This is a genomic window from Pseudomonas sp. 3A(2025) (assembly GCF_054589175.1).
In genome coordinates, this window is sequence record NZ_BAAILM010000048.1 from 139,771 (window position 1) to 165,886 (window position 26,116).

Annotated in this window: 26 protein-coding genes; 14 read left to right on the forward strand and 12 right to left on the reverse strand. The window is 61.8% G+C overall.

Annotation, left to right across the window (positions count from 1 at the left end):
• A partial coding sequence (locus tag ACYP2A_RS18470; protein ID WP_459747130.1) for an amidase family protein occupies nt 1–588 on the forward strand: 588 nt, incomplete at its 5' end.
• Between the two features lie 15 nt (nt 589–603).
• On the opposite strand, the gene ACYP2A_RS18475 is transcribed toward ACYP2A_RS18470, so the two are convergent.
• The 11 genes from ACYP2A_RS18475 to urtA form a co-directional block, all read right to left on the reverse strand.
• Nucleotides 604–1,416, reverse strand: coding sequence for an urease accessory protein UreD (locus ACYP2A_RS18475; RefSeq protein WP_459747131.1), 813 nt, complete (start codon nt 1,414–1,416; stop codon nt 604–606).
• Nucleotides 1,413–2,063 (reverse strand): urease accessory protein UreG, encoded by a 651-nt coding sequence (ureG, locus tag ACYP2A_RS18480; protein WP_459747132.1) that lies wholly within the window; start codon nt 2,061–2,063, stop codon nt 1,413–1,415. Before ureG ends, ACYP2A_RS18475 begins: the two co-directional genes overlap by 4 nt.
• A gap of 19 nt (nt 2,064–2,082) precedes the next feature.
• Nucleotides 2,083–3,795, reverse strand: coding sequence for an urease subunit alpha (gene ureC, locus ACYP2A_RS18485; RefSeq protein ID WP_459747133.1), 1,713 nt, complete (start codon nt 3,793–3,795; stop codon nt 2,083–2,085).
• A gap of 3 nt (nt 3,796–3,798) precedes the next feature.
• Nucleotides 3,799–4,494 carry an urease subunit beta gene (locus tag ACYP2A_RS18490; RefSeq protein WP_459747134.1) on the reverse strand — a complete coding sequence of 232 codons (696 nt, stop codon included), beginning with the start codon at nt 4,492–4,494 and terminating at the stop codon, nt 3,799–3,801.
• 15 nt (nt 4,495–4,509) lie between these two features.
• Nucleotides 4,510–5,235 carry an urease accessory protein UreF gene (locus ACYP2A_RS18495; RefSeq protein WP_459747135.1) on the reverse strand — a complete coding sequence of 242 codons (726 nt, stop codon included), beginning with the start codon at nt 5,233–5,235 and terminating at the stop codon, nt 4,510–4,512.
• Nucleotides 5,232–5,672 (reverse strand): urease accessory protein UreE, encoded by a 441-nt coding sequence (ureE, locus tag ACYP2A_RS18500; RefSeq protein WP_459747136.1) that lies wholly within the window; start codon nt 5,670–5,672, stop codon nt 5,232–5,234. The genes ACYP2A_RS18495 and ureE overlap by 4 nt, the downstream gene beginning before the upstream one ends.
• Before the next feature lie 22 nt (nt 5,673–5,694).
• A complete protein-coding gene (gene urtE / locus ACYP2A_RS18505) occupies nt 5,695–6,384 on the reverse strand; it encodes an urea ABC transporter ATP-binding subunit UrtE (protein ID WP_459747137.1) in 690 nt (229 codons plus the stop codon).
• A 2-nt stretch (nt 6,385–6,386) separates the two neighbouring features.
• Nucleotides 6,387–7,124, reverse strand: coding sequence for an urea ABC transporter ATP-binding protein UrtD (gene urtD, locus ACYP2A_RS18510; protein WP_459747138.1), 738 nt, complete (start codon nt 7,122–7,124; stop codon nt 6,387–6,389).
• Nucleotides 7,121–8,257, reverse strand: a complete 1,137-nt coding sequence (gene urtC / locus ACYP2A_RS18515; protein WP_459747139.1) for an urea ABC transporter permease subunit UrtC — start codon at nt 8,255–8,257, stop codon at nt 7,121–7,123. The genes urtD and urtC overlap by 4 nt, the downstream gene beginning before the upstream one ends.
• 1 nt (nt 8,258) lies before the next feature.
• Nucleotides 8,259–9,161 carry an urea ABC transporter permease subunit UrtB gene (gene urtB, locus ACYP2A_RS18520; protein WP_459747140.1) on the reverse strand — a complete coding sequence of 301 codons (903 nt, stop codon included), beginning with the start codon at nt 9,159–9,161 and terminating at the stop codon, nt 8,259–8,261.
• Between the two features lie 69 nt (nt 9,162–9,230).
• Nucleotides 9,231–10,412 (reverse strand): urea ABC transporter substrate-binding protein, encoded by a 1,182-nt coding sequence (gene urtA / locus ACYP2A_RS18525; protein ID WP_459747141.1) that lies wholly within the window; start codon nt 10,410–10,412, stop codon nt 9,231–9,233.
• Between the two features lie 651 nt (nt 10,413–11,063).
• Here urtA and ACYP2A_RS18530 point away from each other — a divergent pair.
• The 4 genes from ACYP2A_RS18530 (at nt 11,064) to ACYP2A_RS18545 (ending at nt 15,189) form a co-directional block, all read left to right on the forward strand.
• Nucleotides 11,064–12,212, forward strand: coding sequence for a transporter substrate-binding domain-containing protein (locus ACYP2A_RS18530; protein ID WP_459747142.1), 1,149 nt, complete (start codon nt 11,064–11,066; stop codon nt 12,210–12,212).
• Nucleotides 12,209–12,841 (forward strand): ANTAR domain-containing response regulator, encoded by a 633-nt coding sequence (locus ACYP2A_RS18535; protein ID WP_459747143.1) that lies wholly within the window; start codon nt 12,209–12,211, stop codon nt 12,839–12,841. Before ACYP2A_RS18530 ends, ACYP2A_RS18535 begins: the two co-directional genes overlap by 4 nt.
• Before the next feature lie 165 nt (nt 12,842–13,006).
• On the forward strand, nt 13,007–14,542 hold the full coding sequence (locus ACYP2A_RS18540) for an amidase (protein WP_459747144.1): 1,536 nt from the start codon (nt 13,007–13,009) through the stop codon (nt 14,540–14,542).
• Nucleotides 14,543–14,607: 65 nt separating this feature from the next.
• Nucleotides 14,608–15,189: a HupE/UreJ family protein gene (locus ACYP2A_RS18545; protein WP_459747145.1), complete on the forward strand. Its 582-nt coding sequence runs from the start codon at nt 14,608–14,610 to the stop codon at nt 15,187–15,189.
• Nucleotides 15,190–15,462: 273 nt separating this feature from the next.
• On the opposite strand, the gene ACYP2A_RS18550 is transcribed toward ACYP2A_RS18545, so the two are convergent.
• On the reverse strand, nt 15,463–15,831 hold the full coding sequence (locus ACYP2A_RS18550) for a histone-like nucleoid-structuring protein, MvaT/MvaU family (protein ID WP_459747146.1): 369 nt from the start codon (nt 15,829–15,831) through the stop codon (nt 15,463–15,465).
• A 141-nt stretch (nt 15,832–15,972) separates the two neighbouring features.
• Between ACYP2A_RS18550 and ACYP2A_RS18555 the strand changes: the two genes are divergently transcribed.
• The 9 genes from ACYP2A_RS18555 (at nt 15,973) to ACYP2A_RS18595 (ending at nt 26,115) form a co-directional block, all read left to right on the forward strand.
• A complete protein-coding gene (locus ACYP2A_RS18555; RefSeq protein ID WP_459747147.1) occupies nt 15,973–16,890 on the forward strand; it encodes a LysR family transcriptional regulator in 918 nt (305 codons plus the stop codon).
• 149 nt (nt 16,891–17,039) lie between these two features.
• Complete coding sequence (locus ACYP2A_RS18560) at nt 17,040–18,014, forward strand: hydroxyacid dehydrogenase (protein WP_459747148.1); 975 nt, start codon at nt 17,040–17,042, stop codon at nt 18,012–18,014.
• A gap of 13 nt (nt 18,015–18,027) precedes the next feature.
• The gene (locus tag ACYP2A_RS18565) at nt 18,028–18,726 is read left to right on the forward strand and encodes an RraA family protein (RefSeq protein WP_459747149.1); all 699 of its coding nucleotides are present in this window, start codon (nt 18,028–18,030) and stop codon (nt 18,724–18,726) included.
• 139 nt (nt 18,727–18,865) lie between these two features.
• Nucleotides 18,866–20,152: a CitMHS family transporter gene (locus ACYP2A_RS18570; protein WP_459747150.1), complete on the forward strand. Its 1,287-nt coding sequence runs from the start codon at nt 18,866–18,868 to the stop codon at nt 20,150–20,152.
• 14 nt (nt 20,153–20,166) lie between these two features.
• A complete protein-coding gene (locus ACYP2A_RS18575; RefSeq protein ID WP_459747152.1) occupies nt 20,167–21,111 on the forward strand; it encodes a hydroxymethylglutaryl-CoA lyase in 945 nt (314 codons plus the stop codon).
• A 14-nt stretch (nt 21,112–21,125) separates the two neighbouring features.
• Nucleotides 21,126–22,325 (forward strand): CaiB/BaiF CoA transferase family protein, encoded by a 1,200-nt coding sequence (locus ACYP2A_RS18580; RefSeq protein ID WP_459747362.1) that lies wholly within the window; start codon nt 21,126–21,128, stop codon nt 22,323–22,325.
• Nucleotides 22,326–22,411: 86 nt separating this feature from the next.
• Nucleotides 22,412–23,350 (forward strand): AraC-like ligand-binding domain-containing protein, encoded by a 939-nt coding sequence (locus ACYP2A_RS18585; RefSeq protein ID WP_459747155.1) that lies wholly within the window; start codon nt 22,412–22,414, stop codon nt 23,348–23,350.
• On the forward strand, nt 23,343–24,371 hold the full coding sequence (locus tag ACYP2A_RS18590) for an AraC family transcriptional regulator (RefSeq protein WP_459747157.1): 1,029 nt from the start codon (nt 23,343–23,345) through the stop codon (nt 24,369–24,371). The genes ACYP2A_RS18585 and ACYP2A_RS18590 overlap by 8 nt, the downstream gene beginning before the upstream one ends.
• Nucleotides 24,372–24,495: 124 nt before the next feature.
• The gene (locus ACYP2A_RS18595) at nt 24,496–26,115 is read left to right on the forward strand and encodes an acyl-CoA synthetase (protein WP_459747159.1); all 1,620 of its coding nucleotides are present in this window, start codon (nt 24,496–24,498) and stop codon (nt 26,113–26,115) included.
• Nucleotide 26,116 lies beyond the last annotated feature (1 nt).

The following is a 26,116-nucleotide window of genomic DNA, read 5'->3' on the forward strand; positions in this document are numbered from 1 at the left end:
GGGCATCGGGTCGAGGAGGTGCAGCCGGACATCGGCATCAGCTGGGAGGCTTTTGTCGAATTGAACACGCGCTTCTGGTCGTCCAATACCACTGCCTGGATCGACGCCATTGCCGCCGCCACCGGGCGCACGGTAGATGCCGAGCACCTGGAGCCGGCGACGCTGGCGCTGTATCGGTCCGGCAAAATCCTGCGCGCCACCGAACTGTTGGGCGCGCTGTACGAGCGCAATATCGTTGCCCGGCAGATGGGCCGTTTGTTTGAGCAGCACGACCTGCTGCTGTCGCCGACCTTGCCCGGCCTGGCGCCGCTGATTGGCAGCTACAACGCAGGCCAGGAGCACCTGGACGCCCGCGGCTGGATGCACAGGGTGTTCAATCAGTCGCCATTCACCGCGCTGGCCAACGTCATCGGGTCGCCGGCGATGTCCGTACCGCTGGCGCATGATGCGCACAGCGGCTTGCCGATCGGCCTGCAGTTCATGGCCGGCTTCGGTGCCGAAGGCCTGTTATTGAGTCTGGCCGGGCAACTGGAACGCGCACAGCCATGGGCTGATCGCCGCCCCACGGTGTGGGCCGGTAACCTCTGATCCGCCCATAACCCTTTATTTGCGCCGCACCCGCGGCGCAACACCGGTCAGCAACTGGCGCGCGGTGGCCCATGCGTGATGCAGCGCCACGCGCAAAGCCACCGCGTCCACGGTCATGAGGCGCACGCTGACCCCGCAATCGTTGGGCAGCGCGCTGACGCCCAGGTAACTGTCGGGCAGGGCAGACAACGCTTCACGCAGGCTGCGTTTCAATGCCTCGACCGGCAGGTCATGGCCCACCAGCATGAAGGTCGCCAGCGCTTGCATGTGCTCGCTGACACCGGGCAACTGGCGCTGCATGTCCTGCCCGCTCAGGGCCAGGCGGTCGCCGGCCAATAAGCGTCCGCACGGGCTGCGTACGGCCAGATCGGCGCGATAGTGGTCGAACACGCCGACGTTGCCTTGCGGCGCATGCAGGCACATGGCGTCGCAGAGCATCACCCTGGCCTCGCCATGCAGAGTCACGTTCACCTGGCTGTGCAGTTTTGCCTGCGGAAACAGAATGGTCGCCATCGGCAGGTATTCCAGCAATGCACCACGCTGGGCGACCAGATTGACGACTTGCCGCGCCGGTCGCTCCAGCATGCTGTGCGCCACCGTTGCCGCGCCGGTGCTGACGTGGGCCTGTACGTCGGGCTCGGCATGCAGCTGCACCAGCAGGTTTTCACCGGCAAAAATCCCGCCGGAGCACGATTGCAGGTATACCGCTGCCATGCCCGGCGGGTCATCCGGCAGTTTCAGCGTGCGCCCCAGGTGAAACGGGTAACCGACCTGTTGCCCGCTGATGTAGGTGGTGCCCGCCGGGCTCTGGCTGAAGGTAATGTTCATGGGCGATCAAACAGCACGGCGCGGCTGATGGCTTCGACGACCGCGTCGACGCCTTCGCCCGTAGCGCAGTTGGTGAACAGCACCGGCTTGCCGTTGCGGGCCTCGGCGGACTCGCGGCGCATGCGCGGCAGGTCGACCCCGACATAGGGCGCCAGGTCGTATTTGTTGACCACCAGCAGGTCGCAGCTCAACACGCCGGGCCCGCGTTTGCGCGGGATATCGTCACCGCCGGCCACGTCGATGACGAAGATCCAGTAGTCGACAAGATCCAGCGAAAAGGTCGAGGCCAGGTTATCGCCGCCGGATTCGATCAGCACCAGGTCGAGGTTTTCGAACTGCGCTTCCAGTTCGTCGGCCATTTGCAGGTTCAGTGTCGGGTCTTCGCGGATCGCGGTGTGCGGGCAGGCGCCGGTTTCCACCGCGCGTACCCGCAGCGGGTCGATCAGGCCGCTGCGCCGCACCCGCTCGGCGTCTTCGCGGGTCGCCAGGTCGTTGGTGATCACCGCCAATTGCGTGCCGCGGGCGATAAAACGTGGAATCAATTGCTCCAGCAAGCGGGTCTTGCCCGAGCCGACCGGGCCGCCGATACCTACACGCGCGGCGCCGGGATGCGGTTGTAGAGACGTTACAGGCACTGCATTCATCATCAAGGCTCCAGAATAGGGATCAACGCAGCATGTAGCGCTGGGCCAGCGGCACTTCGCTGACCGGCTCGCAGGTCAGGCGCTCGCCGTCGGCATAGACATCGAAGGTCTGCGGGTCAACGCGAATGTCCGGGCAGGCATCGTTGTGCAACATGTCGGATTTGCGCAGCGTGCGGGTGCCGATGGCCGGCAGCAGGGCTTTTTTCAGGCCCAGCTTGCTGGCGGTGTCGGCCTCGACGGCCAGGCGATTGACGAAATTGACCGACAGCGCCTGCCTGGCCTCGCCGAACGCGCCCCATTGCGGGCGCATCACCAGCGGCTCGCAGGTGTAGAGCGAGGCGGCCGAGTCGCCCATCACGCCGTGGACGATAAAGCCGCCCTTGACCACCAGTTCCGGCTTGATGCCGAAAAACGCCGGGCGCCAGAGCACCAGGTCGGCGATTTTGCCCGGCTCCAGCGAGCCGATGTAGCGGTCGATACCGAACACTTTTGCCGCATTGATGGTGTATTTGGCGATGTAGCGCTTGATCCGCTCGTTATCGCCCTGCGCGGTGCTTTCTTCGGGCAGGCGGCCGCGCTGGTCTTTCATTTTCGACGCCAGTTGCCAGGTGCGGCAGATCACTTCGTTGATACGGCCCATGCCCTGGCTGTCGGAGCCCAGAATCGAGATCGCCCCGGTGTCGTGCAGGATGTCCTCGGCGGCGATGGTTTGCGGACGTACCCGGGATTCTGCGAAGGCGACGTCTTCCGGCACGTCGGGGTTGAGGTGATGGCAGACCATGATCATGTCCAGGTGCTCGTCGAACGTGTTCACGGTGTACGGGTTGGTCGGGTTGGTGGAGGAGGGAATGCAGTTGGCCTTGCCGGCCACGCTGATGATGTCCGGCGCATGCCCGCCGCCGGCGCCCTCGGTGTGGTACATGTGAATGGTGCGGTCGCCAATTGCCGCCAGGGTGTCTTCGAGAAACCCCGATTCATTCAGGGTGTCGGTGTGCAGTTGCACCTGAAAGTCGTACTCGTCGGCGACCTTCAGGCAGGTGTCGATCACCGCCGGCATTGCGCCCCAGTCTTCGTGAATCTTCAAGCCCAGGCAGCCACCGCGCAGTTGGCCGAGCAGCGATTCGGGTTTGCTGGAGTTGCCGCGCCCGAGAAAGCCGAAGTTGATCGGCCAGGCCTCGGAAGCCTGGAGCATCTTGCCGACGTTCCATTCGCCGCCGCAGTCGATGCCGACCGTGATCGGGCCCAGCGAGCCGCCGATCAGCGTGGTCAGACCGGCCGCCAGCGCGTGTTCGCACAGTTGCGCCGAGTCGAAATGCACGTGCACATCGATGCCGCCCGGCGTGACGATCAGGCCCTCGGCGTCGCGCACCGTGGTGGCCACGCCGCAGATCAATTGCGGGTGTACGCCGTCCATGACCTGCGGATTGCCGGCTTTGCCGATGGCGACGATCTTGCCGTCCTTGATGCCGATATCGCCTTTGACGATGCCAATCACCGGGTCGATGATCAGCGCGTTGCAGATCAGCATGTCCAGCGCGCCATCGTCGCTGTCGTGGCCGGGCATCAGGCCCATGCCGTCGCGCAGGGTCTTGCCGCCGCCGTGCAGGCATTCATCGCCGGGCACCGAATGGTCGAACTCGACTTCGGCCAGCAGCGAGGTGTCGCCCAGGCGCACCGCGTCGCCCACGGTGGGGCCGTACATGGCGGCGTATTCCTTACGGGTCATCGTTGCCATGCCTCAGGCCCCCTTGAACTGTTGGGCACGCGCGCGCTGCAGCGCCGCCGCCTTGCAGGCCGGGTCGTGCAGGTTGCCGTTGGTCAAACCGCTGAAGCCATGAATGTCGCCGCTGCCGCCGAACTGCACCAGTTGCACTTCACGCAGCTCGCCGGGCTCGAAACGCACCGCCGTGCCGGCCGGAATGTCCAGGTGCATGCCAAAGGCGATGTCGCGGGGAAAATCCAGGGCTTTGTTGACCTCGAAAAAGTGATAGTGGCTGCCGATCTGCACCGGACGGTCGCCGGTGTTGACCGCCCGCAGCGTGGCGGTGGGGCGGCCGCTGTTGAGCTGGATATCGCCGGGGGCGGCGATGATTTCTCCGGGTGTGGGCAGGCTGGCCAACGGCAGGCGACCGGGGCGAATGGGCTGGTGCACGGTGACCAGCTTGGTGCCGTCGGGAAAAGTGCCTTCCACTTGCAGCACCGGCAGCAGTTCGGCGACGCCGGGCAGCACATCGTCGGTGTTGAGAATCGTCGAGCCAAAACCGATCAGTTCGGCAACGCTGCGGCCTTCACGGGCGCCTTCGAGAATCTCGTCGGCGATCAACGCCGAGGCCTCGGGAAAGTTAAGGCGCAGGCCTTTGGCGCGCCGCTTGCGCGACAGCTCGGCGGCGCTGTACAGCGTCAGCCGTTCCAGTTCGGTGGGGGTCAGCAGCATGCTCAGGTTCCTCGATTAATTGGCGAAAAGGCGCAAGTCCTGGGTTTCATGGCGCATCACGGCGATCTCGGCCATGGGCGTGAAACCGCAGGCGTCTTCAATGTCCGGCGCCGGCTGCGCGAGCACTTCAAGCAGCAGCGGCTGGATGTCGGTCAGCACCCGTTGCGCGTCGATATGGCCCATCACGCCCAGGCGCACCGCCGCGCTGACCAGCCCGGTACACAGCGCGTGGGCGCCGGCCAACTGGCTGTGCTCGCAATCCATGCCCAGCCGTTGCCACAGCAAGCCTTGCAGCACCGGCAGATGGCCGGGCGTTTCAGCGGCCAGCACATGGCGCTGGTAGGCCGCAGCATCCGCAGTGCCCAGGGCCACATGCACGCCCAGCAAGGACTGGCCGACGCGGCGCGAGCCCTGGCGCAGTTCTTCGGCCAGGGTCAGGGCCTCGATTTGCGCATCCAGCGCCAGTAACGCCGGCATGTCGTCGGCGGCGTGCCAGGCGGCGCACAGGAATGCCCGGTCGAAACTGGCCCAGCGATGGCGCAACTGGCCTTCGACAAAGCCGCGCACTTCAGCGCTGCGATCCCGATCACGCTGACGGCGCCGGACAGGCTGTGTCTCGGTAATGCCCAGCCGGCCATCGGCAACCAGCGTTTCCAGCCCCCATGACCAGGCGACCGCGCCACCGGGAAAAAAACTGTCGGCCTGCTGCAACGCCAGCAGGCTGCTGTGCAGTGCATTCATGGTCGACAAATCCGGCCGTCGGCCAGCATCGGCGCCAGGCGTTCCAGATAGTCGGCTTCGGGGCCGTTGAGCGGCACCTGCAAGGTGTCGCCGTCAAAACGTACTTTCCAGTGCATGTTGCCGGCGAAGTAACCCAGCTCCAGCGCGGCCGCCGCATCGCGCGGGCGCAGCGTCAGGTACTGCTGGTCCTGCATCTGTACGACGATGGCGCGCTGGCCATCGAGCATCAGCACCGAGCCGTTGCGCAGTTGCTGATGACGCTCCAGGCGAATCGCACAATCGGTGCCCCGGTCACTGGCCAGGCGCAGCCGGTGGCGCTGAATGTCGCTGGCCGACAGGCTCAGGGTTTCGACCTGGCCGCTGTGGCTCAGGTCATGCAAACGCTCGGCGAGGGCAGGGTCGCTGGCCTGGCCGACGATGCGGTCGAGTATCAACATGACGGTCTCTCCGGGGCCGGTTTCAGATGGTCAGGTAGCGCAGGATGCGCTCGCGGTCGACGGTTTCGCGGACCTCGCTGTGCACGAACTCGCCTTTCTCGATGATCAGGTAACGGTCGGCCACGGCCATGGCGAACGACAGCACCTGCTCGGAGACGATCAGCGAGAAGCCGCGCTCCTTTTTCAGCAGGTTCAGCGCCTTGGCAATGTCCTTGATGATCGACGGCTGAATGCCTTCGGTAGGTTCGTCGAGAATCAGCACCTTGGGGTTGGAGACCAGCGCGCGGGCAATCGCCAGTTGTTGCTGTTGCCCACCAGAGAGGTTGCCGCCCTTGCGCCGGCGCATCTCGAACAGCACCGGGAAATACTCGTAGATGTAATCGGGAATCGGCGCGGCCTTGGCGCCCTGCATGCCGGTGAGGATGTTTTCTTCGACGCTCAGAAACGGAAAGATCATGCGCCCCTGCGGCACAAAGCCGACACCGGCCGCGACGCGGTCGTAGCTTTTGCGCCCGGTCAGTTCGGTACCGGCCAGCTTGATGCTGCCGCTGCGCGCCGGCAGCATTCCCACCAGGCTTTTCAGCAGCGTGGTCTTGCCCATGCCGTTGCGGCCCATGATCGCCAGCGACTCGGCCGGCGCCAGGTTCAGGTCGAGGTTGCGCAGCACGTGGCTGTCGCCGTAATACACGTTGAGATTATTGACGGTCAGCATGCTCAGTGCCCCAGGTAGACGTCGATGACGCGAGGATCGTTTTGCACCTTGTCCATCGAGCCGTACGCCAGGGTTTTGCCCTGGTGCAGGACGGTGACCTTGTCGGCCACCGATTTCACGAACTCCATGTCGTGTTCGATGATGACCATGGCGCGGCCCTTGGCGATGTGCTTGAGCAGGCCGGCGGTTTTCTCCCGTTCGCCTGCGCTCATGCCGGCCACCGGCTCGTCGAGCAGCAGCAATTGCGGGCGTTGCATCAGCAACATGCCGATTTCCAGCCACTGCTTCTGGCCGTGGGACAGCAGCCCGGCCTTGCGCCCCAACTGATCGTGGAGAAAGATCATTTCGGCGGTCTGTTCGATTTCGGTCTGTAATGCCGGGTCCTTGCGGGCGAACAGGCAGTTGAAAATGCCGCGCTTGTCGGGAGACGAGATGTCGAGGTTTTCGCGCACGGTCAGGTCTTCATACACCGACGGGTTCTGAAACTTGCGGCCCACGCCGGCGCGGGTGATCTGGTACTCGATCATGTTGGCCAGTTGCAGGTCCTTGAAGCGGATACTGCCGGCGCTGGGCCGGGTCTTGCCGCAGATCATGTCGAGCAGCGTGGTTTTGCCGGCGCCGTTGGGGCCGATCACCACGTGCACCTGGTTTTCCTCGACATAGAAATTCAGGCTGTCGACCGCCTTGAAGCCATCGAACGACACTGTCAGGTCTTCGACACTCAGCAACATGCCGCTCATGGCTGTACCTCTCGTTTGCCAAATCGTTGCAACAGGCCGGCCAGCCCGGACGGCAGGAACAGCACCACGCCCATGAACAGAAAGCCGATGAAGTACTGCCAGAAACTGACGAAGTTCTCCGACAGGTAGGTTTTCGCCACGCCGATCAGCAGCGTGCCGTAGACCGCACCGACCAGCGACAGGCGCCCGCCGAGAGCGGCGTAGATGACGATTTCGGTGGATGGGATGATGCCCACCAGCGACGGCGACGCCAGGCCGACCTGCAAGGTGAACATGACCCCGCCCAGCGCGGAAATCAGCGCGGCGACGGCAAAGATAAAGGCCTTGAACAGCGCGGTGTTGTAGCCGGAAAAGCGCACCCGGTCTTCGCGGTCACGGATGGCGACCACCACTTTGCCCAGCCGGCTGCGCAGGATAAAACCGCACAACGCGACGCTGGCGAGCAGCAGCACGGTGGTGATCAGGTACAGGATCCAGGGCGCCTGCTGGGTTTGCAGGCTCAGGCCGAAGGCAGTCTTGAAGTCGGTCAGGCCGTTGACGCCGCCGGTGTAGCCTTGCTGGCCGATGATCATGATCGACATGATCGAGGCCAGCGACAGGGTGATGATCGAGAAATACACCCCGCCGACGCGCTTCTTGAAGTAGGCGTAGCTGAACACGAAGGCCAGCAGCGCCGGGATGATCAGGATCGCGGCAATCGTGAAGGTTGCCGACTCGAACGGCTTCCACCACCAGGGCAAGGACTCGACGCTGTTCCAGATCATGAAGTCCGGCAAGGCCGAGCCGTAGAAGGCGGCGAGGGCGCTGGCGGCTTCATCGTTGGCGGTCGCTTCCAGCTTGAGGAACATTGCCATCATGTAGCTGCCCAGGCCGAAGAAGATGCCCTGGCCCAGGCTCAGAATGCCGCCGTAGCCCCAGATCAGCACCATGCCCACGGCGCAGAACGCCAGGCTGAGGTATTTGCCGGCCAGCCCCAGGCGAAAATCACCCAGGCTCAGCGGCAGCACCACCAGCAACAGAATCGATAGCCAGATCAGGCTGTGACGTTCCAGCAACGGCAACCAGCCGGCCCGTAGCCAGGCTGGCGCTCGGGACTTGGTGAGCGAAAACGGCTTTTCAGTCATGTCATTCATCTCAGCGTCTCACTTTCGCGGCAAACAGGCCGTTGGGGCGGAAGAACAGCAGCACGATCACCACCATCAGGGTGATGGCCTTGGCCATGGAGCCGGTGGTCAGGTACTCCAGCGAGATTTGCGTCTGGCCGATGGCGAACGCCGACAGGAAGGTGCCCAGCAGGCTCTCGACACCGCCGAACACCACGACGATGAAGGTGTCTACCAGGTACTGCTGGCCGCTCACGGGACCGGTCGAGGCGAGCATGGTGAACGAGCTGCCGGCGATACCGGCCAGCCCGCAGCCCAGCGCGAAGGTCACGGCATCGACGCGTGCGGTGTTGATACCGGCAGCACCGGCCATGGCGCGGTTCTGGGTCACCGCACGAATGCGCAGGCCCCAGCGGCTGCGGTACAGAAACAGGAACACGGCGCCGGCAATCACCAGTGTCAGGCCGATGATGAAAATCCGGTTCAGCGGCAATTCCAGGCCTTCGCTGATCTTCCAGGCGCCTTGCAGCCATTGCACGGTCGGCACGCTGACTTCCTTGGGCCCGAAGACCTGGCGAAACACTTGCTGCAACACCAGCGACAGGCCCCAGGTGGCCAGCAACGTGTCCAGCGGCCGGTTGTACATGAAGCGGATGAAGCAGCGTTCGAGCACCAGGCCGAAGGCAAAGGTCACGGTAAAGGCCACGCCGATGCCGACGATGAAGTACCAGCCCATCAGCTCGGGAAAATAGCGCTGGAACACCAGCGAGGTGACGTAGGTCATGTACGCCCCCAGCGCCATCAGCTCGCCGTGCGCCATGTTGATGACGCCCATCAGGCCAAAGACGATGGTCAGCCCCAGTGCCATGAGCACCAGCACCGAGAACAGCGAGAACCCGCTGAAGACCTGCATTATCAGAATATCGAGAGTCATTGCGTCGCTACCTGTCGCTGCACGTAAGGGGTGGCTGCAGGCGCGAGGTGAGTCGCGCCCGGCCCTGCATTACAGTTTCGGGAAGGGATTGGGTTCGATCGGCGCCGACTCGTAGATCACATCGACCTGGCCCTGGGCATTGATGGTGCCGATGCGCGCCTGCTTCCACAGGTGGTGGTTATCCTTGTGCACCTTGATTTCGCCTTCAGGCGCGGCAAGGGTCAGTTCCGAAGACGCGGCGATGACCGCTGGCACGTCGAAGCTGCCGGCTTTTTCTACCGCTTTTTTCCACAGATACACCGCTGTGTAAGCGGCGGCCATCGGGTCGCCGACCACACGTTTTTCGCCATAACGGGCCTTGAACGCGGCGACGAATTTCTCGTTGACCGGGTTTTTCAGGCTCTGGAAATAGCTCATGCAGGTCAGGAAGCCGGTGAGGTTTTCCGCACCGATACCGGTGACCTCTTCTTCGGTGACGGCCAGCGCCATCAGGGTCTGGTTGCTGCTGTCGATGCCGGCGGCCTTGAGCTGTTTGTAGAACGCCACGTTGGAACCGCCGACGATGGTCGACAGGACGATGTCGGGCTTGGCGGCCTTGATCTTGTTGATCACCGAAGAGAACTCGATATTGCCCAGCGGCAGGTAATCCTCACCGACAATCGAGCCGCCTTGCTTGGTCACCGAGGCGCGGGCGAGCTTGTTGGTGGTGCGCGGCCAGATGTAGTCCGAACCCACGAGATAGACGCTTTTGCCCTTGTTGGCCATCAACCAGCTGACGGCCGCCAGGGTTTGCTGCGAAGCCTCGGCGCCGGTGTAGATGATCGCCGGGGATTTCTCCAGGCCCTCGTAGAAGGTCGGGTAGTAAAGCAGGCCCTTGTTGCGCTCGAACACCGGCAACACGGCTTTACGCGAGGCCGAGGTGTAGGCGCCGAAGGTCGCGGCCACATGGTCGTTTTCCAGCAGCTTGCGCGCCTTTTCGGCGAAAGTCGGCCAGTCGCTGGCGCCGTCTTCGACAATCGGCTCGATGGTTTTACCGAGCACGCCACCACTGGCGTTGATCTCGTCGATGGCCAGTTTTTCGGCATCCACCACCGAGGCCTCGCTCATGGCCATGGTGCCGGTCAACGAATGGATGATCCCCACTTTGACGGTCTCTGCCGCCTGCACCTGGCTGGCCAAAGAAAACGGCAACAGGCTGAAGGCCCCCAGCAACAGGGCTTGCTTGATCAAACGGCGCTTGTCGTTGTGCATCTGATTTCTCCCCAGGAATAAAAAAAGCCCGACGTCCCGGTTAATTCGATAACCGGGAGGTCAGGCTTCTTGTGCCGAATCTGGCGGGACAACTGTGTCCGATCCAGTCGTGCGCCGGGTGTCTCCCTACTTGCCAATGGGGCGTAGGGCAAACAGCTGGCGCGATGTCTCAGGGATGAGACTGCAAGGGTGGTGCCAATTGACGATTGGCGGTGATCAGGCAGCTCTCTGCATCTATTGCACGTAAAATCGAGATGCGCCGGATTGGCGCAAAAATCCACAATTTGCACCAAAATATTTCAGCACCCCACAGCTCTGTAAGAGGCAGCTCTGCTGGCGATGACTGCATGACAGACGCTGAAAATGCGTCGTAGGTACTGGCCCTTTCGCCAGCAGAGCTGCCTCCTACTGGTCCTGCATGAGGCATGACATTTGGCCCATGGCCCGCAATCTGCATGGCAGAAAACCATACCCTCGCAGGGTCCCTTGTCACACGCCCATCCTCGGCAGGTGTGGAAGGTCCCTCGCATGACGGACCCCGACAGCGTTGTCGCGTCCGTAGCAGGCACAAGCCGCCTCATCCCTTTGCTGCATTTCAGGACCCCGACGGATGCCGGGCGTCTCATTTCACGTTGAACAAGGTTGCTAGCCATGGTTGACCAGGCGATCCGCATAGGCGGTCTGTTTTCCGATACCGGTGTCACCGCGGCCCCCGAAGGCTCGACAATGCGCGGCGCACAGTTCGCCATCCAGCAGATCAACGCCGCCGGCGGCGTAGGCGGGCGGCCACTGGAGTTGATCGTGCGCAATCCCGACTCGACGCCCGCGTTGTATGCCCTGCACATCGAGTCGCTGATTCGTGAAGAGAACCTGCGGTTCTTCTTCGGCTGCTACACCTCGGCGGCGCGCAAGGCCGCCTTGCCGGTGGTCGAGCGCTTTGATGCGCTGCTGATGTACCCGGTGTACTACGAAGGTTTCGAATACTCGCGCAACATCATCTACACCGGCGCAACGCCCAATCACAACGCCGTGCCGCTGGGTAACTACATGCTGGATAACTTCGGCAACCGGGTGCTGATGATCGGCTCCGAATACGTGTACCCGTATGAAACCAACCGCTTGATGAGCGACCTGCTGTATGAGCGCGGCGGCACCAAGCTGGGCGAATATTACCTGCCGCTGAAAAACGCCCGCCCCGAAGACTTTGCCAAACTGATGGTCAAGGCCCGGGAACTCAAGCCGTCGTTCATCTTTTCTACCGTGGTCGGCGAGACCATGGCGCATTTGTACCAGGCCTACGCCGACGCCGGTTTCGATCCTGCGGTGATGCCGATTGCCAGCCTGACTACCAGCGAAACCGACATCAAGCAGATGGGCGCTCACCTGGGCGCCGGGCATATCTCGGCCGCCACTTATTTTCAGTCGATCGACACGCCGATCAACCGCCAGTGCATCGCCCAGTACCGCGAGCTGTTTGGCCAGCAGCAAGTCACCGACCGCTGCTGGGAAGCTGCCTATTTTCAGGTACACCTGCTGGCCAAGGCGATTCTCAACGCCGGCAGTACCGAGGTCGACGACGTGCTGCAAGCCTTGCGCGGCCTGGAGTTCGAGGCGCCGCAAGGCCGCGTGCGGGTCGATGCGCACAACCATCACACCTGGCTGTTTTCACGTATTGGCCGGGCCAATGCCGAAGGCCAGTTTGACATCCTGCATGAGAGCCAGAGCGCCCTGAAACCGGATCCTTACGCCGTTGCGCCACGCCTGAACGACTGGTCCAGCACCGCCGGGAGAGCGCTATGACGTTACGCGCGGCTAAAAAGCGCCAACGCAACGACAGCAGCGCCGGCATCAAGGACCTGCGCGATATCAGCGTGCTGGTGGTACACCCGGACGATGAAGATGGCCGCAACCTGATCGCGCAATTGCAGCGCATCGGCTGCCAGGTGCGGGTGCAATGGCCGATCCCGGAACGGCTCAGCACCGAGGCTGACGTCATCGTGCTGGCGGTTTCGCCGGAAAGCCTGGCGACCAATGCGCCGTGGCTGCTGCACGCCAGTACGCCGCCGATCATTCCGGTGATCGCCTATGAAAACCCGATCATTGTCGAGGCACTGGTGCAACTGAATGCCTGCTCGGTGATCGCCTCGCCGGTGCGCTCTTTCGGCCTGCTGACCGCGCTGGCGCTGACGCTCAGCCAGTCGCGCAAGGCCCGCGAGCGCGAAAAACACGTCAAGCGCCTCGAAGGCCGAATGGCAGTGATGCGCACCGTGCAGCAGGCCAAGATGATCCTGATCGAAACCAAGGGCCTGTCGGAAATCGACGCCTATAACGCCTTGCGCGATCAAGCCATGGCCAAGCGCGAGCCGGTGGAAAAGATCGCTGAAGCTCTGGTGAAAGCCCACGAACTGTTTCAAAAAGCCTGTTCCTGACTGCCAGGCCCTGCGGGCCTGACACTCTTCTGCGCGGAGGATGCCATACGCCCTGACTCGGCAGGTATGGATCACCGCGTGGCGACCGGCCCGGACAACGAGGTCCTCCGGAATGCCTGACTGCCTGATCGCAGGCAGCCCCCATTTATATCCGGAGAACACCTCATGTCCGTAAAACGCCCTGTCAAAGCTGACTTTCTGCTTGCCGCTGAAGATCACGGTTATCACCTGAGCGACAGCCAGATGGAGTCTTTCTTGAATCTGGCAGATGAAACCCTGGGTTCCTACGAAGCCATCGACGCGCTGTACGCGGCCACCGTGGCCCAGCAGCCGCCACAGCGTGAGTTCAGCAAAGCCAGCGACACTGAGAACCTGCACGGCGCCTGGTACGTGAAAACCCGCATTGCCGGCGCCGCCCAAGGCCCGCTGGCCGGCAAGACCGTGGTGATCAAAGATAACGTCTCGGTGGCCGGCGTGCCGATGGCCAACGGTTCCTTGAGCCTGGACGGTTATGTGCCTTCCGAAGATGCCACGGTGGTCAAACGCTTGCTGGCGGCGGGCGCCACGGTCGTCGGCAAGTCGGTCTGCGAAGACCTGTGCTTCTCCGGGGCCAGTTTCACCGCCGCCAGTGGCCCGGTGAAAAACCCGTGGGACCTGACCCGTAATGCCGGCGGCTCTTCCAGCGGCAGCGCGGTGCTGGTCGCGCTGGAGGAGGTCGACATGGCCATCGGCGGCGACCAGGGCGGCTCGATTCGCATGCCGTCGGCCTGGAGCGGCATCGTCGGGCATAAACCCACATACGGTCTGGTGCCGTACACCGGCGCTTTCCCTATCGAGCGCACCATCGACCACGTCGGCCCGATGGCCAGCAACGTGCGCGATGTGGCGGTGATGCTCGATGTCATTGCCGGCGCCGATGGCCTCGATTCACGGCAGAAAAACCCGCCGGCCGTGGCCTGTGTAGCGACCCTGGACCAGGGCGTGGCCGGCCTGAAAATCGGCCTGCTGCGTGAAGGCTTTGCCATCCCCGGTGTGTCCGAGGACCAGGTCGATGCGCTGGTCAAAGCGGCCGTCGCCCAACTGGAAAGCCTCGGCGCCGTTGTCGGTGAAGCCAGCGCGCCCTGGCATTCGGGCGTGGCGCTGCACATGTGGAACGTCATTGCCACCGACGGCGCGGCGTACCAGATGCTGCAAGGCAACGGCTACGGCATGAACGTCGACGGCTACTACGACCCGGACATCATGAGTTACTTCGGTGCCAAACGCCGCGAGCACGCCGATGCGTTGTCGAGCAGCGTGCGTGCCGTGGCCCTGACCGGCCATTACAGCCTGAAAAATCTGCACGGCGCTTATTACGCCAAGGCGCGGATGCTGGTGCCTGAACTCACTCGCCAGTATGACGAAGCGTTCAAGGACTTCGATGTGCTGGTGATGCCGACCATGCCGTTCGTGGCCACGCCACTGACCCCGGCCGACGCGCCCATCGAAGAGTACGTGCACAGCGCGCTGAACATGCTCACCAACACCGCGCCGTTCGACCTGACCGGCCACCCGGCGACCTCGATTCCGGCGGGCCTGGCCGATGGCTTGCCGGTGGCGATGATGATCGTCGCCCCGCGCTTCAAGGACGCCCTGGCGCTGCGCGTAGCCCAGGCCTACGAACAGGCGCGTGGCGCATTCCCCAAACCACCGCGTGCCTGAGTAACCCTCAACAAGGTGCCGATGGCGTTCGGCACCTTGCCTTTATCATCCTCAAGGAGCCTTTCATGCGATTGACTCGATCCCTGCGCCTGACGTTGGGCGCTGTTTTATGTGCCGTCCCGGTGTTTGCCTTTGCTCATCCAGGGCATGCCGAATCGGGCCTGATGGCCGGTGTGTCGCACCCGCTGACCGGGCTGGATCACTTGCTGGCGATGTTCGCCGTCGGCCTGTGGGCGGCGCAGCAACAGGGCAGTACACGCTGGATGCTGCCGGTGACGTTTGTGGGTTGCATGCTGCTGGGGGGATTGTTGGGCTTTGACGGGATTGTTGTGCCCTGGCTGGAGACGGGCATTGCCGCTTCCGTGCTTGCCTTGGGCTTGCTGGTTGCGGTGGCGGCAAGGCTGCCGAAGCTGATCGCTCTGGTGATTACCGGGCTGTTCGGCCTGGCGCACGGCGTTGCTCACGGGCTTGAGCTGCCACAGATGAGCAGTCCGATGAGTTACGCGATCGGCTTTGTGCTGGCGACATCGGCTTTGCATGCTGCAGGTTATGGTCTGGCGCGTTGGGTGCCTGCTGGCAGTGCGGCGTTGATTCGAGTGATCGGGCTGGCGTCGGCAGGGGCAGGGATTGGGCTGATGATAGCTTGACTGTATATAAATACAGTATTTGGGTGCATCGCCAGATTTGCCCTCTCCAGGGGAGTGAATGTTGTCACCTGAGGGTGAATTATCGGATTCGACCAACGAATACAGGGATTTCGGCACTATTCAGCGATGCTGTAGCCGCTGAAAAAGCAACAGGTCAGTTACAGGAAAGTGCCGTTTTTACGGGGACCAGAAAATAACTGTATAAATATACAGCCATTGTTGTGATATAAAAAAAGGGCCTGCACAGGCCCTTTCTTGTACAAACCCTTCAGGTCAGGACACCCACGACTCCACCGTGTCCGAGCCATATTCGGCTTTCCACTCTTTCAATGTTTTGTGGTTGCCGCCCTTGGTTTCTACGATTTCGCCGTTATGCGGGTTCTTGTAGATTTTCACCGAACGAGGCTTGCGCGGGGCTTTTTCAGGTGCAGCCACTGTGCGGCCAGGCTTGGCACTGGGTTGGTGGCCAAGGATAGAGGTGATGTCCTTGAGGCTCTTGTTGTACTCGCCCAGCAAGGCACGCAGTTTGGTCTCGAATTCGATTTCCTGCTCAAGGCCCTTGTCGCCTTTCATGGCCTCAAGTGCGGCAAGCTGCTCGGCAAGATGACGTTCGAGTTGGCGGAATTCAGCGAGTTTAGACATTGTTGCTCCATGCTTTCAGGGTGATCAGGTTATGTTGCTTAATAGGACTCTGGTCATCGATGCAAGTTGCATGTTTTTTATTCAGGTATTTATCGGTGGCGACTCAGCCCGTTGCTCAATTTAATGTGGATGATGCAATAGATGGACTTACGCGACCTTTATTACTTCGAAACCATCGCCGACCAAGGCAACCTGGGGCGCGCCGGTGACAAGTTGCATCGCACCCAGCCGGCGTTGTCAAAAAGCATTCAGCGCCTGGAAGAAACACTTGGCACAGCGCTATTTTTTCGCGAAGGGCGGCGCATGCGCCTGACGCCTGCCGGAGAGCTGTTATTGATCCGGGCGCGGCACCTGCGCCAGGGCGTTCAGGAAACCCGCCGCGAAATTCAGGACTTTGCCAAGGGCACGGTCGGTAATGTGCGCCTGGGCTGTGGCCCCACGGCGGCGGAATACCTGTTGCCCAGCCTGGTGTCATTGCTGCTGGACACAGCCCCCGATTTGACCCTGGAACTGATCACAGGGCAGAACGATATGTTGCTCAATGCACTGCGTACCGGGCAGCTCGATTTACTGATTGCTCCGTTATCAGCGGTCGATGTCGCTCAGTTCGACACCTTTGCGTTGTTACAGGACGAGGTGGTGGTGGTCGCCAGTGCCGACCATGCATTGTTCGAACAACCGATTGCCATGGCGGATCTATGTAAGTGGCGCTGGGTACTGGCGGCGCCCACGGTGGCCACACGGCGCTGGCTGGACAACACGTTTTTCAATCATCGACTGGATACACCGAAGATTCAGATTCAGACCAACTCGATCAACATGATGCCGCGGCTGATTACTCATACGCCGCTGTTGAGTTTTATTTCCAGGCACAACCTGGGCACGGGCAAGATCGGCGCCACCTTGCGCGAAGTGCCGTTACCGGAAACCACCATGAAGCGCAGCTTCGGCGTGGTGATGCGCCGCGAAGCCTACGTTTCACCGCCCACCGCGTACGTGGTGGATTTACTCAAGCGCGAAGGCGCGGCCCTGTTCACGGATCACGTCGACTCCGCCTGAGCCTCTTTCCTGAGTGTTACCCATGGCCCCAGTACAGGAAAACGTTTGGGTATTGCTATTCCTGAAATTCATATTTGAATAAAAAAGCGGAAATAGATTTATACGAGTAATCGGTTAACCATGGGGCCATGACAAAACAGGGCATCCCCATGACTTACACCATTCTTGTCACCGCACAGCGATTGGCCCCGGCCGGGTTGAGCCTGCTGGAGCAGCGCGGCTGCCGCGTGTTGTTTGTCCGCGCCGGCCAGGAAGTCGCCGACATCGAGCGGCTGATGGCAACCGAGCCGGTCGACGCAGTGATCTCCCGCACCTTCGAGTTGAGCGAGCAGGCGATCAACGCGTGCCCGACCCTGAAAGTCATCTGCAAACACGGCGTCGGCGTCAGCAACATTGATGTGCTTGCCGCCAGCGCCCGAGGTATTCCGGTATATGTCACGCCGGGTGCCAACGCGCAGTCGGTGTGTGAAATGACCCTGGCCTTGATGTTCGCCGCCGCTCGTAAAGTCAGCTGGATGGACAGCGAAATTCGCGCCGGTCGCTGGTCCCGTGCGCAAGACGGGCTGGAGTTGAGCGGGCGCACGCTGGGACTTGTGGGTTTTGGCCAGGTAGCGCGCAAAGTCGCCACGGTGTGTCAGGCGCTGGGCATGTCCGTGCGGGTTTACGACCCGTTTCTCAACGCCAATAGCGACCTACTGGGCGCTGTCGCCGTGAATTCGCTGCCTGAATTACTCAGCCAAAGCCAGATTTTGAGCCTGCACATACCGCTCACGGCGCAAACCCATGACCTGATCGGCAGCGCCGAACTGGCGCAGCTTCCAGAAGGCGCGGTGCTGATCAATACCGCGCGTGGTGAGGTGGTGAACGAGGCCGCTCTGGTCGCTGCCTTGCGCAGTGGCCAGTTGTACGCAGCGGGTCTGGACACCATGGCCATCGAGCCGCTGCCGTCCGACAGCCCTTTGCTGGCGCTGGATAACGTCGTGCTTACCCCGCATGTCGGCGGTTCGACTCCGGCCGCGCTGGCTGCCATGGCCCGTGATGCAGCAACAACTGTTTTAGCCGTGCTTGACGGCCAGCCTCTGCCACGGACCTCGTGCATCAATGCTGATCAGCTCTCCCTCTGACCGGAGATTCACCATGACTGTTTCTGCCCTCAACGACTGGCCCACCGGCTACCGTATCAACCCGCGTAACGAGGCCCTGAGTTCTGAACTGATCGAGGCGTTTCGCACTATCCCTGTGGCCGTGGCGGGCGATTGCCTGGGCCGCAACATCGGTGCCCGTGGCCTGCATGCTTATCACGGTGATCTGTCGCTGAAACTGTGCGGCCCGGCGTTTACCTTGCGGGTAAGACCGGGCGACAACCTGATGGTGCATAAGGCGCTGATGATGGTGCAGGCCGGCGATGTGCTGGTCATCGATGGCGCGGGCGACCTTAGCCAGGCGGTGATTGGTGGTCTGGTGCGCACCACCGCGTTGCGGGTCAAGCTTGGCGGCATTGTTATCGATGGCGCCGTGCGTGATCTGGAAGAGCTGGCCGAAGGCATCCTGCCGGTGTTTGCGGCGGGCCACACCCATCGCGGCCCGAGCAAGGATGGTCCTGGCGAAATCAATGTGCCGATTGCCTGTGCCGGCCTGTGCGTCATGCCCGGTGACCTGATGCTGGGCGATGCCGATGGCGTGCTGGCGGTACCGCAGGCGGATGTCGCAGCGCTACTGCCCAAAACCCTTGCCCACCTTGAACGCGAAGCCTCGATTCGCGAGACCAATCGCCTCGGCACCGCCGACCCGGAACGCTTCGACGCGCTGTTGCGCGCCAAGGGGCTGCCGGTCTGACCTGACCCGTAGGACCGGCTTCAGCCGGGAAGCAGGCGCCGCCCTTATTCGCTGCTGAAGCAGCTCCTACGAGTTCCGAGCCAGGATTGGCACATAGCCTGAAAACTACCCGGACAAAACCAAAAAAAAGAGGGAACCCATGCTGACGATCCTCAGCTATACGATGATCACCTGCTTCATGTACCTGGTCATGAGCCGACGCCTCTCGCCGTTGGTGGCCTTGATGCTGGTGCCCGTGGTCTTTGCCTGTATCGGCGGTTTTGCCGCAGGGCTTGGGCCGATGATGATCGACGGTGTGAAGATGCTCGCACCCACCGGCATCATGCTGACCTTCGCGATTTTGTACTTCTCGATGATGACCGACGCCGGGCTGTTCAACCCGCTGGTCAAGCTGATCCTCAAGATCGTCCGGGGCGACCCGCAGAGAATCGTCATCGGCAGCGCGATTCTGGGCATTTGTGTGGGCCTGGATGGCGACGGCGCGACCACCTACATCATCACCACCGCCGCGCTGTTGCCCCTGTACCGGCGCACCGGCATTCGCCTGCAAGTCATGGCGACGGTGCTGCTGCTCAGCAACGGCGTGATGAACATGCTGCCCTGGGCCGGGCCGTTTTCCCGCGCCGCCAGCGCCATGCATGTCGACATTGCCGACCTGTTCATGGAAATGCTGCCGATGATGCTCGCCGCCGTGGTGTGGGTGGTGTTTGTCGCCTTTCTGCTGGGGCGCATGGAAAAGCGGCGTCTGGGGGTGATCGAGCTGCGCGAAGGCGAGGGCATGGACCACTTCAAGGAGTCCACGCCCGGCGACTGGCGCTTTGCATTCAATGCCGTGCTGACCATCACCCTGATTGCCTGCATGGTCATGAGTGTCCTGCCGCTGCCGATTCTGTTCATGCTGGCCTTCGGTCTGGGCGCGGTGGTGAATTTCCCGAAAATCGAAGAACAGAAAGCCTTGATCGCGCGCCACGCCGACAACGTGATGCTGGTGTCGCTGTTGATTTTTGCCGCCGGCATCTTCGTCGGCATCATGAGCGGCACCGGCATGATCAAGGCCATTTCCGAAAGCCTGATCTACATCATTCCGCAATGGGCCGGGCAATACATGTCGCTGATCACCGCGTTGATCAGCCTGCCGGGCACCTATGTGCTGACCAACGATGCGTTCTATTTCGGCATCCTGCCGATCCTCGCCGACACCGCCAGCCACTACGGCATCGGCCCGATGGAAATGGCCGTCGCCGGGCTGATCGGGCAACCGGTGCATGTGCTTAGCCCGCTGGTGGCATCGACTTATCTGCTGTGCGGTTTGCTCGATGTCGATTACGCCAACAACCAGCGCATTTCGTTCAAGTGGTCGCTGGGCACGGTGGGGGTGATGTTTGTGATGTCGCTGCTGATCGGCGCGCTTTCCATCCTGCACTAACAAGAGGTCGTCTCATGTACAACAGTAATCACGACATCGACATTCTGGTGAGTGAAGTCGGCCCCCGCGATGGACTGCAGAGCGTCAAGACCTGCATGCCGACGGCACTGAAAATCGAATGGCTCTCGGCGCTTGCCGCCTCCGGGTTGCGCGAAATCGAGATTGGCTCGTTTGTATCACCCAAACTGCTGCCGCAAATGGCCGATGCCGCGCAACTGGTCGCCCATGCACGTACCTTGCCCGGCGTGTTCGTCACGGCGCTGGTGCCCAACCTCAAAGGGGCGCAGGCCGCCTTCGAGGTCGGCGTGGAGAAAATCACCATGCCGGTTTCGGTCAGCGAACCCCACTCGCTGGCCAATATTCGCAAGACCCACGCGCAGGTGATCGAAGAGGTCCGTTCGGTGGTTGCGCTGCGCGATCAACAGTATCCGCAGGTGCAGATAGAGGCGGGGCTGTCGACGGTGTTCGGTTGCACGCTGCAAGGTGTGGTGCCCGACGACGATGTGCTGCGCATGGCGCTGACCATGGCCGGGCTCGGGGTGGACGAGGTCGGGCTGGCCGACACGGTGGGCTACGCCAATCCGCGCCAGGTGCGCCAGTTATTCACCCGCTTGCGCAGCGAACTGGGCGCCATTGCCGGCAGCGCGCACTTTCACAATACGCGTGGCCAAGGCCTGGCCAACGTGGTCGCGGCGCTGGAGGCGGGCGTCACCACCTTCGATGCATCGCAAGGCGGTCTCGGCGGCTGCCCTTATGCACCGGGCGCGTCGGGCAATATCGTCACCGAAGACCTGGTGTACCTGCTCGAATCCATGGGCTTGCGCACCGGCATCGACATTGATCGCCTGGTGGCCGCCCGCGAGTGGCTGCACAAAGGCCTGCCGGGCGAGCCGCTGTACGGTTTCATTCCCGACGCCGGTGTCGGCAAGAACTTTCGCTACGCCAGCAAGGAACAATAAACATGCAAATAAACATGCAGCCGACGTCTGAAAAGGCCCTGCCACTGGCCGGCATTCGGGTGATCGAGTTCGTGCACATGGTCATGGGCCCGACCTGTGGCCTGGTGCTGGCCGATCTTGGCGCCGAGGTGATCAAGGTCGAGCCGGCAGCCGCAGGCGACAATACCCGCCGCTTGCGCGGTTCGGGCGCCGGCTACTGGATGACCTACAACCGCAACAAGAAAAGCTTTGCGGTCGACATGAAAAGCGAACAGGGCATGCTGGCCGTGCGCAAACTCATCGCCAGTGCCGACGTGGTCACCGAAAACTTTCGCCCCGGCGCCATGGAAAAACTGGCGCTCGGCTATGAGCAGGTCAAAGCCATCAAGCCATCGATCATCTACAGCTCGATGAAAGGCTTTCTGCCCGGCCCTTACGACCAGCGTACAGCGCTGGATGAGGTGGTGCAGATGATGACCGGCCTGGCTTACATGACCGGTCCCGTTGGCCGGCCATTGCGGGCCGGCGCATCGGTCAATGACGTCATGGGCGGCATGTTCAGCGCCATTTCGATTCTGGCGGCGTTGTACCAGCGCAACGCCACGGGCTTGGGGCAATTCGTGCAAACCGGGCTGTTCGAGAACTCGGCCTTTCTCGTCGCCCAGCACATGATGCAGAAAGTGGTCACCGGCACAGCCGCCGCGCCGATGCCCAATCGCGTCTCCGCCTGGGCGATCTACGATGTATTCACCACCGCCGACGATGAGCAGGTCTTCCTCGGAGTCGTCAGCGACGGCCAATGGCAAAGCTTCTGCCAGGCCTTTGGTTTCAGTGACTGGGCCGTGGACGCCGAGCTGGCGCTGAACAACCAGCGGGTGCAGGTACGTGATGAGCTGCTGCCGCACGTGAGGCAGTGCCTTGGCGCCATGAGCAAGGCCGATGTGATGGCGCGATGTGAAGCGGCAGGGCTACCGTTCTCGCCCATCCAACGGCCAGAGGATTTGTTTGACGATCAGCATTTGAATGCATCGGGCGGCATGGCAGCGCTGACGACTCCCTCTGGCAAAGAGGTAAAAGTGCCCATGCTGCCGTTTGAAATGGACGGCCAGCGTTTTGGGGCGCGGCTCGGGGTGCCTGAGTTGGGCAGTCATTCGGAGGCGTTGCTTGAAGAACTGGGGTACTCGGCGTCGGATGTGCAGGACTTGTACGTTGCGGGCGTCATCAGTAAGGGGTAGTGAGCTTGACTGGCCTGCAAATTGCTACGAATGGAGCCGTGTTACCGACACCGTTTTCCATGAACAGCCGTCGTGGAGTCACTGCCATGAGCCAGACCAGTCAGTATTCGACCCTTGCCGTTTCGGCGCCCCGGCGCTTTGAATACTGGAAAGAAGTGGTATGTCGCCATTGCCTGGCCGCCGACAGCAAACCGCTGGAACAGAGCAGTTTTGACGGTTCGCTTGACGTGCAGGGTATAGGCAAAATGGACATCTGCACGCTGGGCGCACCCCTGCATTACTGGGAGCGGTCTGCACAGCATTTGCGCAGCGGCCCCAGTGATGATTTATGGTTGGGGTATACCCGGCGAGGGGCCGGTGAACTGGAGCAGGGTGGACGCAAAGCCAGGCTGGTTGCTGAAAGTCTGTTTCTTTATGACGCATCCGAACCCTTTCGATTCAGCATTGGGGGGCCGGAAAACCACTTGCTGCGGATTCCAAGGGCGTTGCTCAGCACAAGGGTGCCTGGGGTTACCGACTTTGCGGCGCGGGTGCTGGATGATCGTCGGCCGGGTGTTATCCCGCTGCGCGAAATGCTGCGTCAGGCCGCCAGCACGCCGGCACTCATGCAAGACGACGCCATGGCGAGCTGTTACTCCAGCACCTTGCTCGATCTGTTGGTGATCAGCCTTGAACTTCAGGATTTGAAAGCCGCCCATGGCGAGCTTGATTTGTATGGGCGCAGCATGAATTACATCCTCCAGCACCTGACCGACCCGGAGCTTTCGATCGAGCGTATCGCCCAGGCCCACCACGTTTCCACACGCACCGTGACCCGGGCGTTTGCCCGCTACCAGCAAACCCCGGTCGCGCAGATCTGGAAAGAGCGCCTGAATGCCAGTCGCGACGCCATCGAGCGCGGTCGGGTTCGCAGCATTTCCCATGCGGCCCTGGAATTCGGCTTCACCGACTTCTCGCATTTCAGCCACGCGTTTCGCAAAGCCTTTGGCGTTGCCCCGCAAACCTTGTTGCGCAGAAATGCCTGAAACCTGCGCCGATAAAGGCACCATTTCCGTACTGCTGGTGCAGGAGGCGTTGCTGGAGTTACGCCAGCGCGGCGGCAACGATGACGAGTTGCTGGCGCAAGCCGGGATTCCTGCACAACTTCTCGCCAACCCGTTTGGGCGGGTCTCTTCACAACGCTACGGCCAGCTCTGGCGCTTGATTGCGCAGGCCATGGACGATGAGTTTTTTGGCATGAACGCACGGCGAATGAAGTCGGGCACGTTTGCCTACATGACCCGTACAGCCCTGAAGGAGTCCACGCTGGGGGCCGCGCTTGAGGGCATGCTGCGCTTGCTCAACCTGGTGTTCGACGACTTTTCGCCACGGCTGGTCAATCAGAATGGCCAGGCGGAAATCGCCTTGGTCGAAGCGCAACCTCAGCAATGCCGGGCCTTCAGCTACTTCACCTTGTGGTTGATGGTCCACGGCTTGCTGTGCTGGCTGGCCGGGCGGCGTCTCCCCATTCTAGGGGTCGACCTGCGCTGTGAGGCCCCGGAGTTCATTGACGATTATCGGGTCATGTTCAGCGCCAACCTGCGCTTTTCAAGACCCTGTAGCCGCTTGCTGTTCGATGCCGATTTTCTGCAATTGCCGGTGCGTCGCACGTCACACGACCTGAAGCGTTTTCTGGCCGGCTTGCCGGAGAACATTCTGGTTCGCTATCGCGACCCCCAGAGTCTGGCAGCGCGCATCAAGGCCTACTTGCGCAGCGTGAAGCCCGCCCGCTGGCCCGACATGGAAGCGCTCGCCAGCCATTTCTATATGGCGTCGTCGACCCTGCACCGCAAATTGGCGCTGGAGGGGCAGTCGTTCCAGAGCCTGAAAGACCAGGTGCGGCGAGATCTGGCTGTCGCGCGTCTGGACAGCGGAGAGGGCAACTTCACCGAGCTGGCGCTTGAGTTGGGCTTTGCCGATACCAGTGCCTTTTACAAGGCCTTCAAGAAGTGGACCGGCCTGGCGCCCGGCCAATACCGCTTACTGATACACCCGCAGGTAACGTAGCCGGTAAAGTAGCAGCCAGCTTGTCAAATCCTCTCTTTCCAGTTGATACCTTTCGACATTGCCGCTTCGCGCATCTGGCTTGATTATTCCGGCACTCCAACAACAAAAACCGGGAGGCCAGTCCATGCGCGATTACTTCGATGCCGCCTTTGAGTTTGATTACCTGAATGCTGTTTCAACCACCCTGACGGGTGATCTTGAGGCGCTCAATGCCTGCGTCGAATGCTGCGACCGGCACGCCGACTCGGGGCGTGTGGCGCTGTATTGGGAAGGTCGCAATGGTGAACGAGCGGTCTGGACATTCGCTCAGCTTCAGGAGGCTTCGGCACGCTTCGCCCATTACTTGCAAAGCATCGGCGTCGGACCTGGCGACTGCGTGGCGGGCTTGCTGCCCAGATGCCCCGAACTGCTGGTGGTCATCCTCGGCACATGGCGAATTGGCGCGGTCTACCAACCGCTGTTTACCGCCTTCGGGCCCAAAGCCATCGAGCACCGGGTCAAGGGTTCCGGCGCGAAACTGGTGGTAACCGATGTGGCTAACCACAGCAAACTCGACGAGTTCGATCACGCATTGCGCGCGTTGACCGTGGGCTTGGACTTCTGGGCCGAGCTTGCGCCGCAGGACACTCGTTTCGAGCCGGTGCTGCGCCGCGCCGAAGACCCGTTCCTGCTGATGTACACCTCCGGTACAACGGGTCTGGCCAAGCCATTGACTGTGCCGTTGAAGGCGATCGTGGCTTTCGTCAGTTACCTGGGCAGTGCGGTGGATCTGCGCCCCGAAGACAATTTCTGGAACCTGGCCGACCCCGGCTGGGCTTATGGCCTGTATTACGCCGTCACCGCGCCGCTCGCCATGGGTCACGCGACCACCTTTTACGAGGGGCCGTTCAGCGTCGAAAGCACCTGCCGCATCATTAATGAATACGGCATTACCAACCTGGCGGGATCGCCCACCGCGTTTCGCCTGTTGCTGGCCGCGCGCGAGGAAGTGCAGGCCGCCATCAGCGGTCGTCTGCGGGTGGTGAGCAGTGCGGGCGAGCCGCTGACCCCGGAGGTTATCCGCTGGTTTAACGATCATCTGGGTTGCATCATCCATGACCATTACGGGCAAACCGAACTGGGCATGGTGCTGTGCAACCACCACGCGCTGGCACACCCGGTGCGCCTTGGCGCGGCAGGTTTCGCCATGCCCGGCCACCGCGTGGTCGTCGTCGACGAAAATCTCCAGGAACTGCCTGCCGGTGTGCCGGGCACTCTGGCGCTGGACATGCAGCAATCGCCGCTGTTCTGGTTTCCCGGTTACCTGGGCATGGCAACCAAGTCGTTTGTCGGGCGCTACTACCTGAGCGGCGACACGGTGGAGCTTAATGAAGACGGCAGTATCAGCTTTGTCGGACGCGCCGATGATGTGATCACCACCTCGGGCTACCGGGTCGGCCCCTTCGATGTCGAAAGCGCGCTGATCGAGCACCCGGCCGTGGTCGAGGCGGCGGTCATCGGCAAGCCCGACCCCGAGCGCACCGAGCGGGTCAAAGCTTTTGTCGTGCTGCAAGCCGGTTATGCCGCCACCCCTGAACTTGCCGACGACTTGCAGCAGTACGTGCGCAAGCGCTTGTCGGCCCATGCCTACCCGCGCGAAATCGAGTTCGTCGCCGAAATACCGAAAACCCCAAGCGGCAAGATTCAGCGGTTTTTGCTGCGCAATCAGGAAGTCGCCAAGGCAAACGTGGCGACCACTCATTGAT

Coding starts and splice junctions, on each gene's coding strand:
- ACYP2A_RS18475 (WP_459747131.1), bottom strand. CDS start 1,416: ATGAACATTACCTTCAGCCAGAGCCCGGCGGGCACCACCTACATCAGC.
- ureG (WP_459747132.1), bottom strand. CDS start 2,063: ATGATGAATGCAGTGCCTGTAACGTCTCTACAACCGCATCCCGGCGCC.
- ureC (WP_459747133.1), bottom strand. CDS start 3,795: ATGGCAACGATGACCCGTAAGGAATACGCCGCCATGTACGGCCCCACC.
- ACYP2A_RS18490 (WP_459747134.1), bottom strand. CDS start 4,494: ATGCTGCTGACCCCCACCGAACTGGAACGGCTGACGCTGTACAGCGCC.
- ACYP2A_RS18495 (WP_459747135.1), bottom strand. CDS start 5,235: ATGAATGCACTGCACAGCAGCCTGCTGGCGTTGCAGCAGGCCGACAGT.
- ureE (WP_459747136.1), bottom strand. CDS start 5,672: ATGTTGATACTCGACCGCATCGTCGGCCAGGCCAGCGACCCTGCCCTC.
- urtE (WP_459747137.1), bottom strand. CDS start 6,384: ATGCTGACCGTCAATAATCTCAACGTGTATTACGGCGACAGCCACGTG.
- urtD (WP_459747138.1), bottom strand. CDS start 7,124: ATGAGCGGCATGTTGCTGAGTGTCGAAGACCTGACAGTGTCGTTCGAT.
- urtC (WP_459747139.1), bottom strand. CDS start 8,257: ATGAATGACATGACTGAAAAGCCGTTTTCGCTCACCAAGTCCCGAGCG.
- urtB (WP_459747140.1), bottom strand. CDS start 9,161: ATGACTCTCGATATTCTGATAATGCAGGTCTTCAGCGGGTTCTCGCTG.
- urtA (WP_459747141.1), bottom strand. CDS start 10,412: ATGCACAACGACAAGCGCCGTTTGATCAAGCAAGCCCTGTTGCTGGGG.
- ACYP2A_RS18530 (WP_459747142.1), top strand. CDS start 11,064: ATGGTTGACCAGGCGATCCGCATAGGCGGTCTGTTTTCCGATACCGGT.
- ACYP2A_RS18535 (WP_459747143.1), top strand. CDS start 12,209: ATGACGTTACGCGCGGCTAAAAAGCGCCAACGCAACGACAGCAGCGCC.
- ACYP2A_RS18540 (WP_459747144.1), top strand. CDS start 13,007: ATGTCCGTAAAACGCCCTGTCAAAGCTGACTTTCTGCTTGCCGCTGAA.
- ACYP2A_RS18545 (WP_459747145.1), top strand. CDS start 14,608: ATGCGATTGACTCGATCCCTGCGCCTGACGTTGGGCGCTGTTTTATGT.
- ACYP2A_RS18550 (WP_459747146.1), bottom strand. CDS start 15,831: ATGTCTAAACTCGCTGAATTCCGCCAACTCGAACGTCATCTTGCCGAG.
- ACYP2A_RS18555 (WP_459747147.1), top strand. CDS start 15,973: ATGGACTTACGCGACCTTTATTACTTCGAAACCATCGCCGACCAAGGC.
- ACYP2A_RS18560 (WP_459747148.1), top strand. CDS start 17,040: ATGACTTACACCATTCTTGTCACCGCACAGCGATTGGCCCCGGCCGGG.
- ACYP2A_RS18565 (WP_459747149.1), top strand. CDS start 18,028: ATGACTGTTTCTGCCCTCAACGACTGGCCCACCGGCTACCGTATCAAC.
- ACYP2A_RS18570 (WP_459747150.1), top strand. CDS start 18,866: ATGCTGACGATCCTCAGCTATACGATGATCACCTGCTTCATGTACCTG.
- ACYP2A_RS18575 (WP_459747152.1), top strand. CDS start 20,167: ATGTACAACAGTAATCACGACATCGACATTCTGGTGAGTGAAGTCGGC.
- ACYP2A_RS18580 (WP_459747362.1), top strand. CDS start 21,126: ATGCAGCCGACGTCTGAAAAGGCCCTGCCACTGGCCGGCATTCGGGTG.
- ACYP2A_RS18585 (WP_459747155.1), top strand. CDS start 22,412: ATGAGCCAGACCAGTCAGTATTCGACCCTTGCCGTTTCGGCGCCCCGG.
- ACYP2A_RS18590 (WP_459747157.1), top strand. CDS start 23,343: ATGCCTGAAACCTGCGCCGATAAAGGCACCATTTCCGTACTGCTGGTG.
- ACYP2A_RS18595 (WP_459747159.1), top strand. CDS start 24,496: ATGCGCGATTACTTCGATGCCGCCTTTGAGTTTGATTACCTGAATGCT.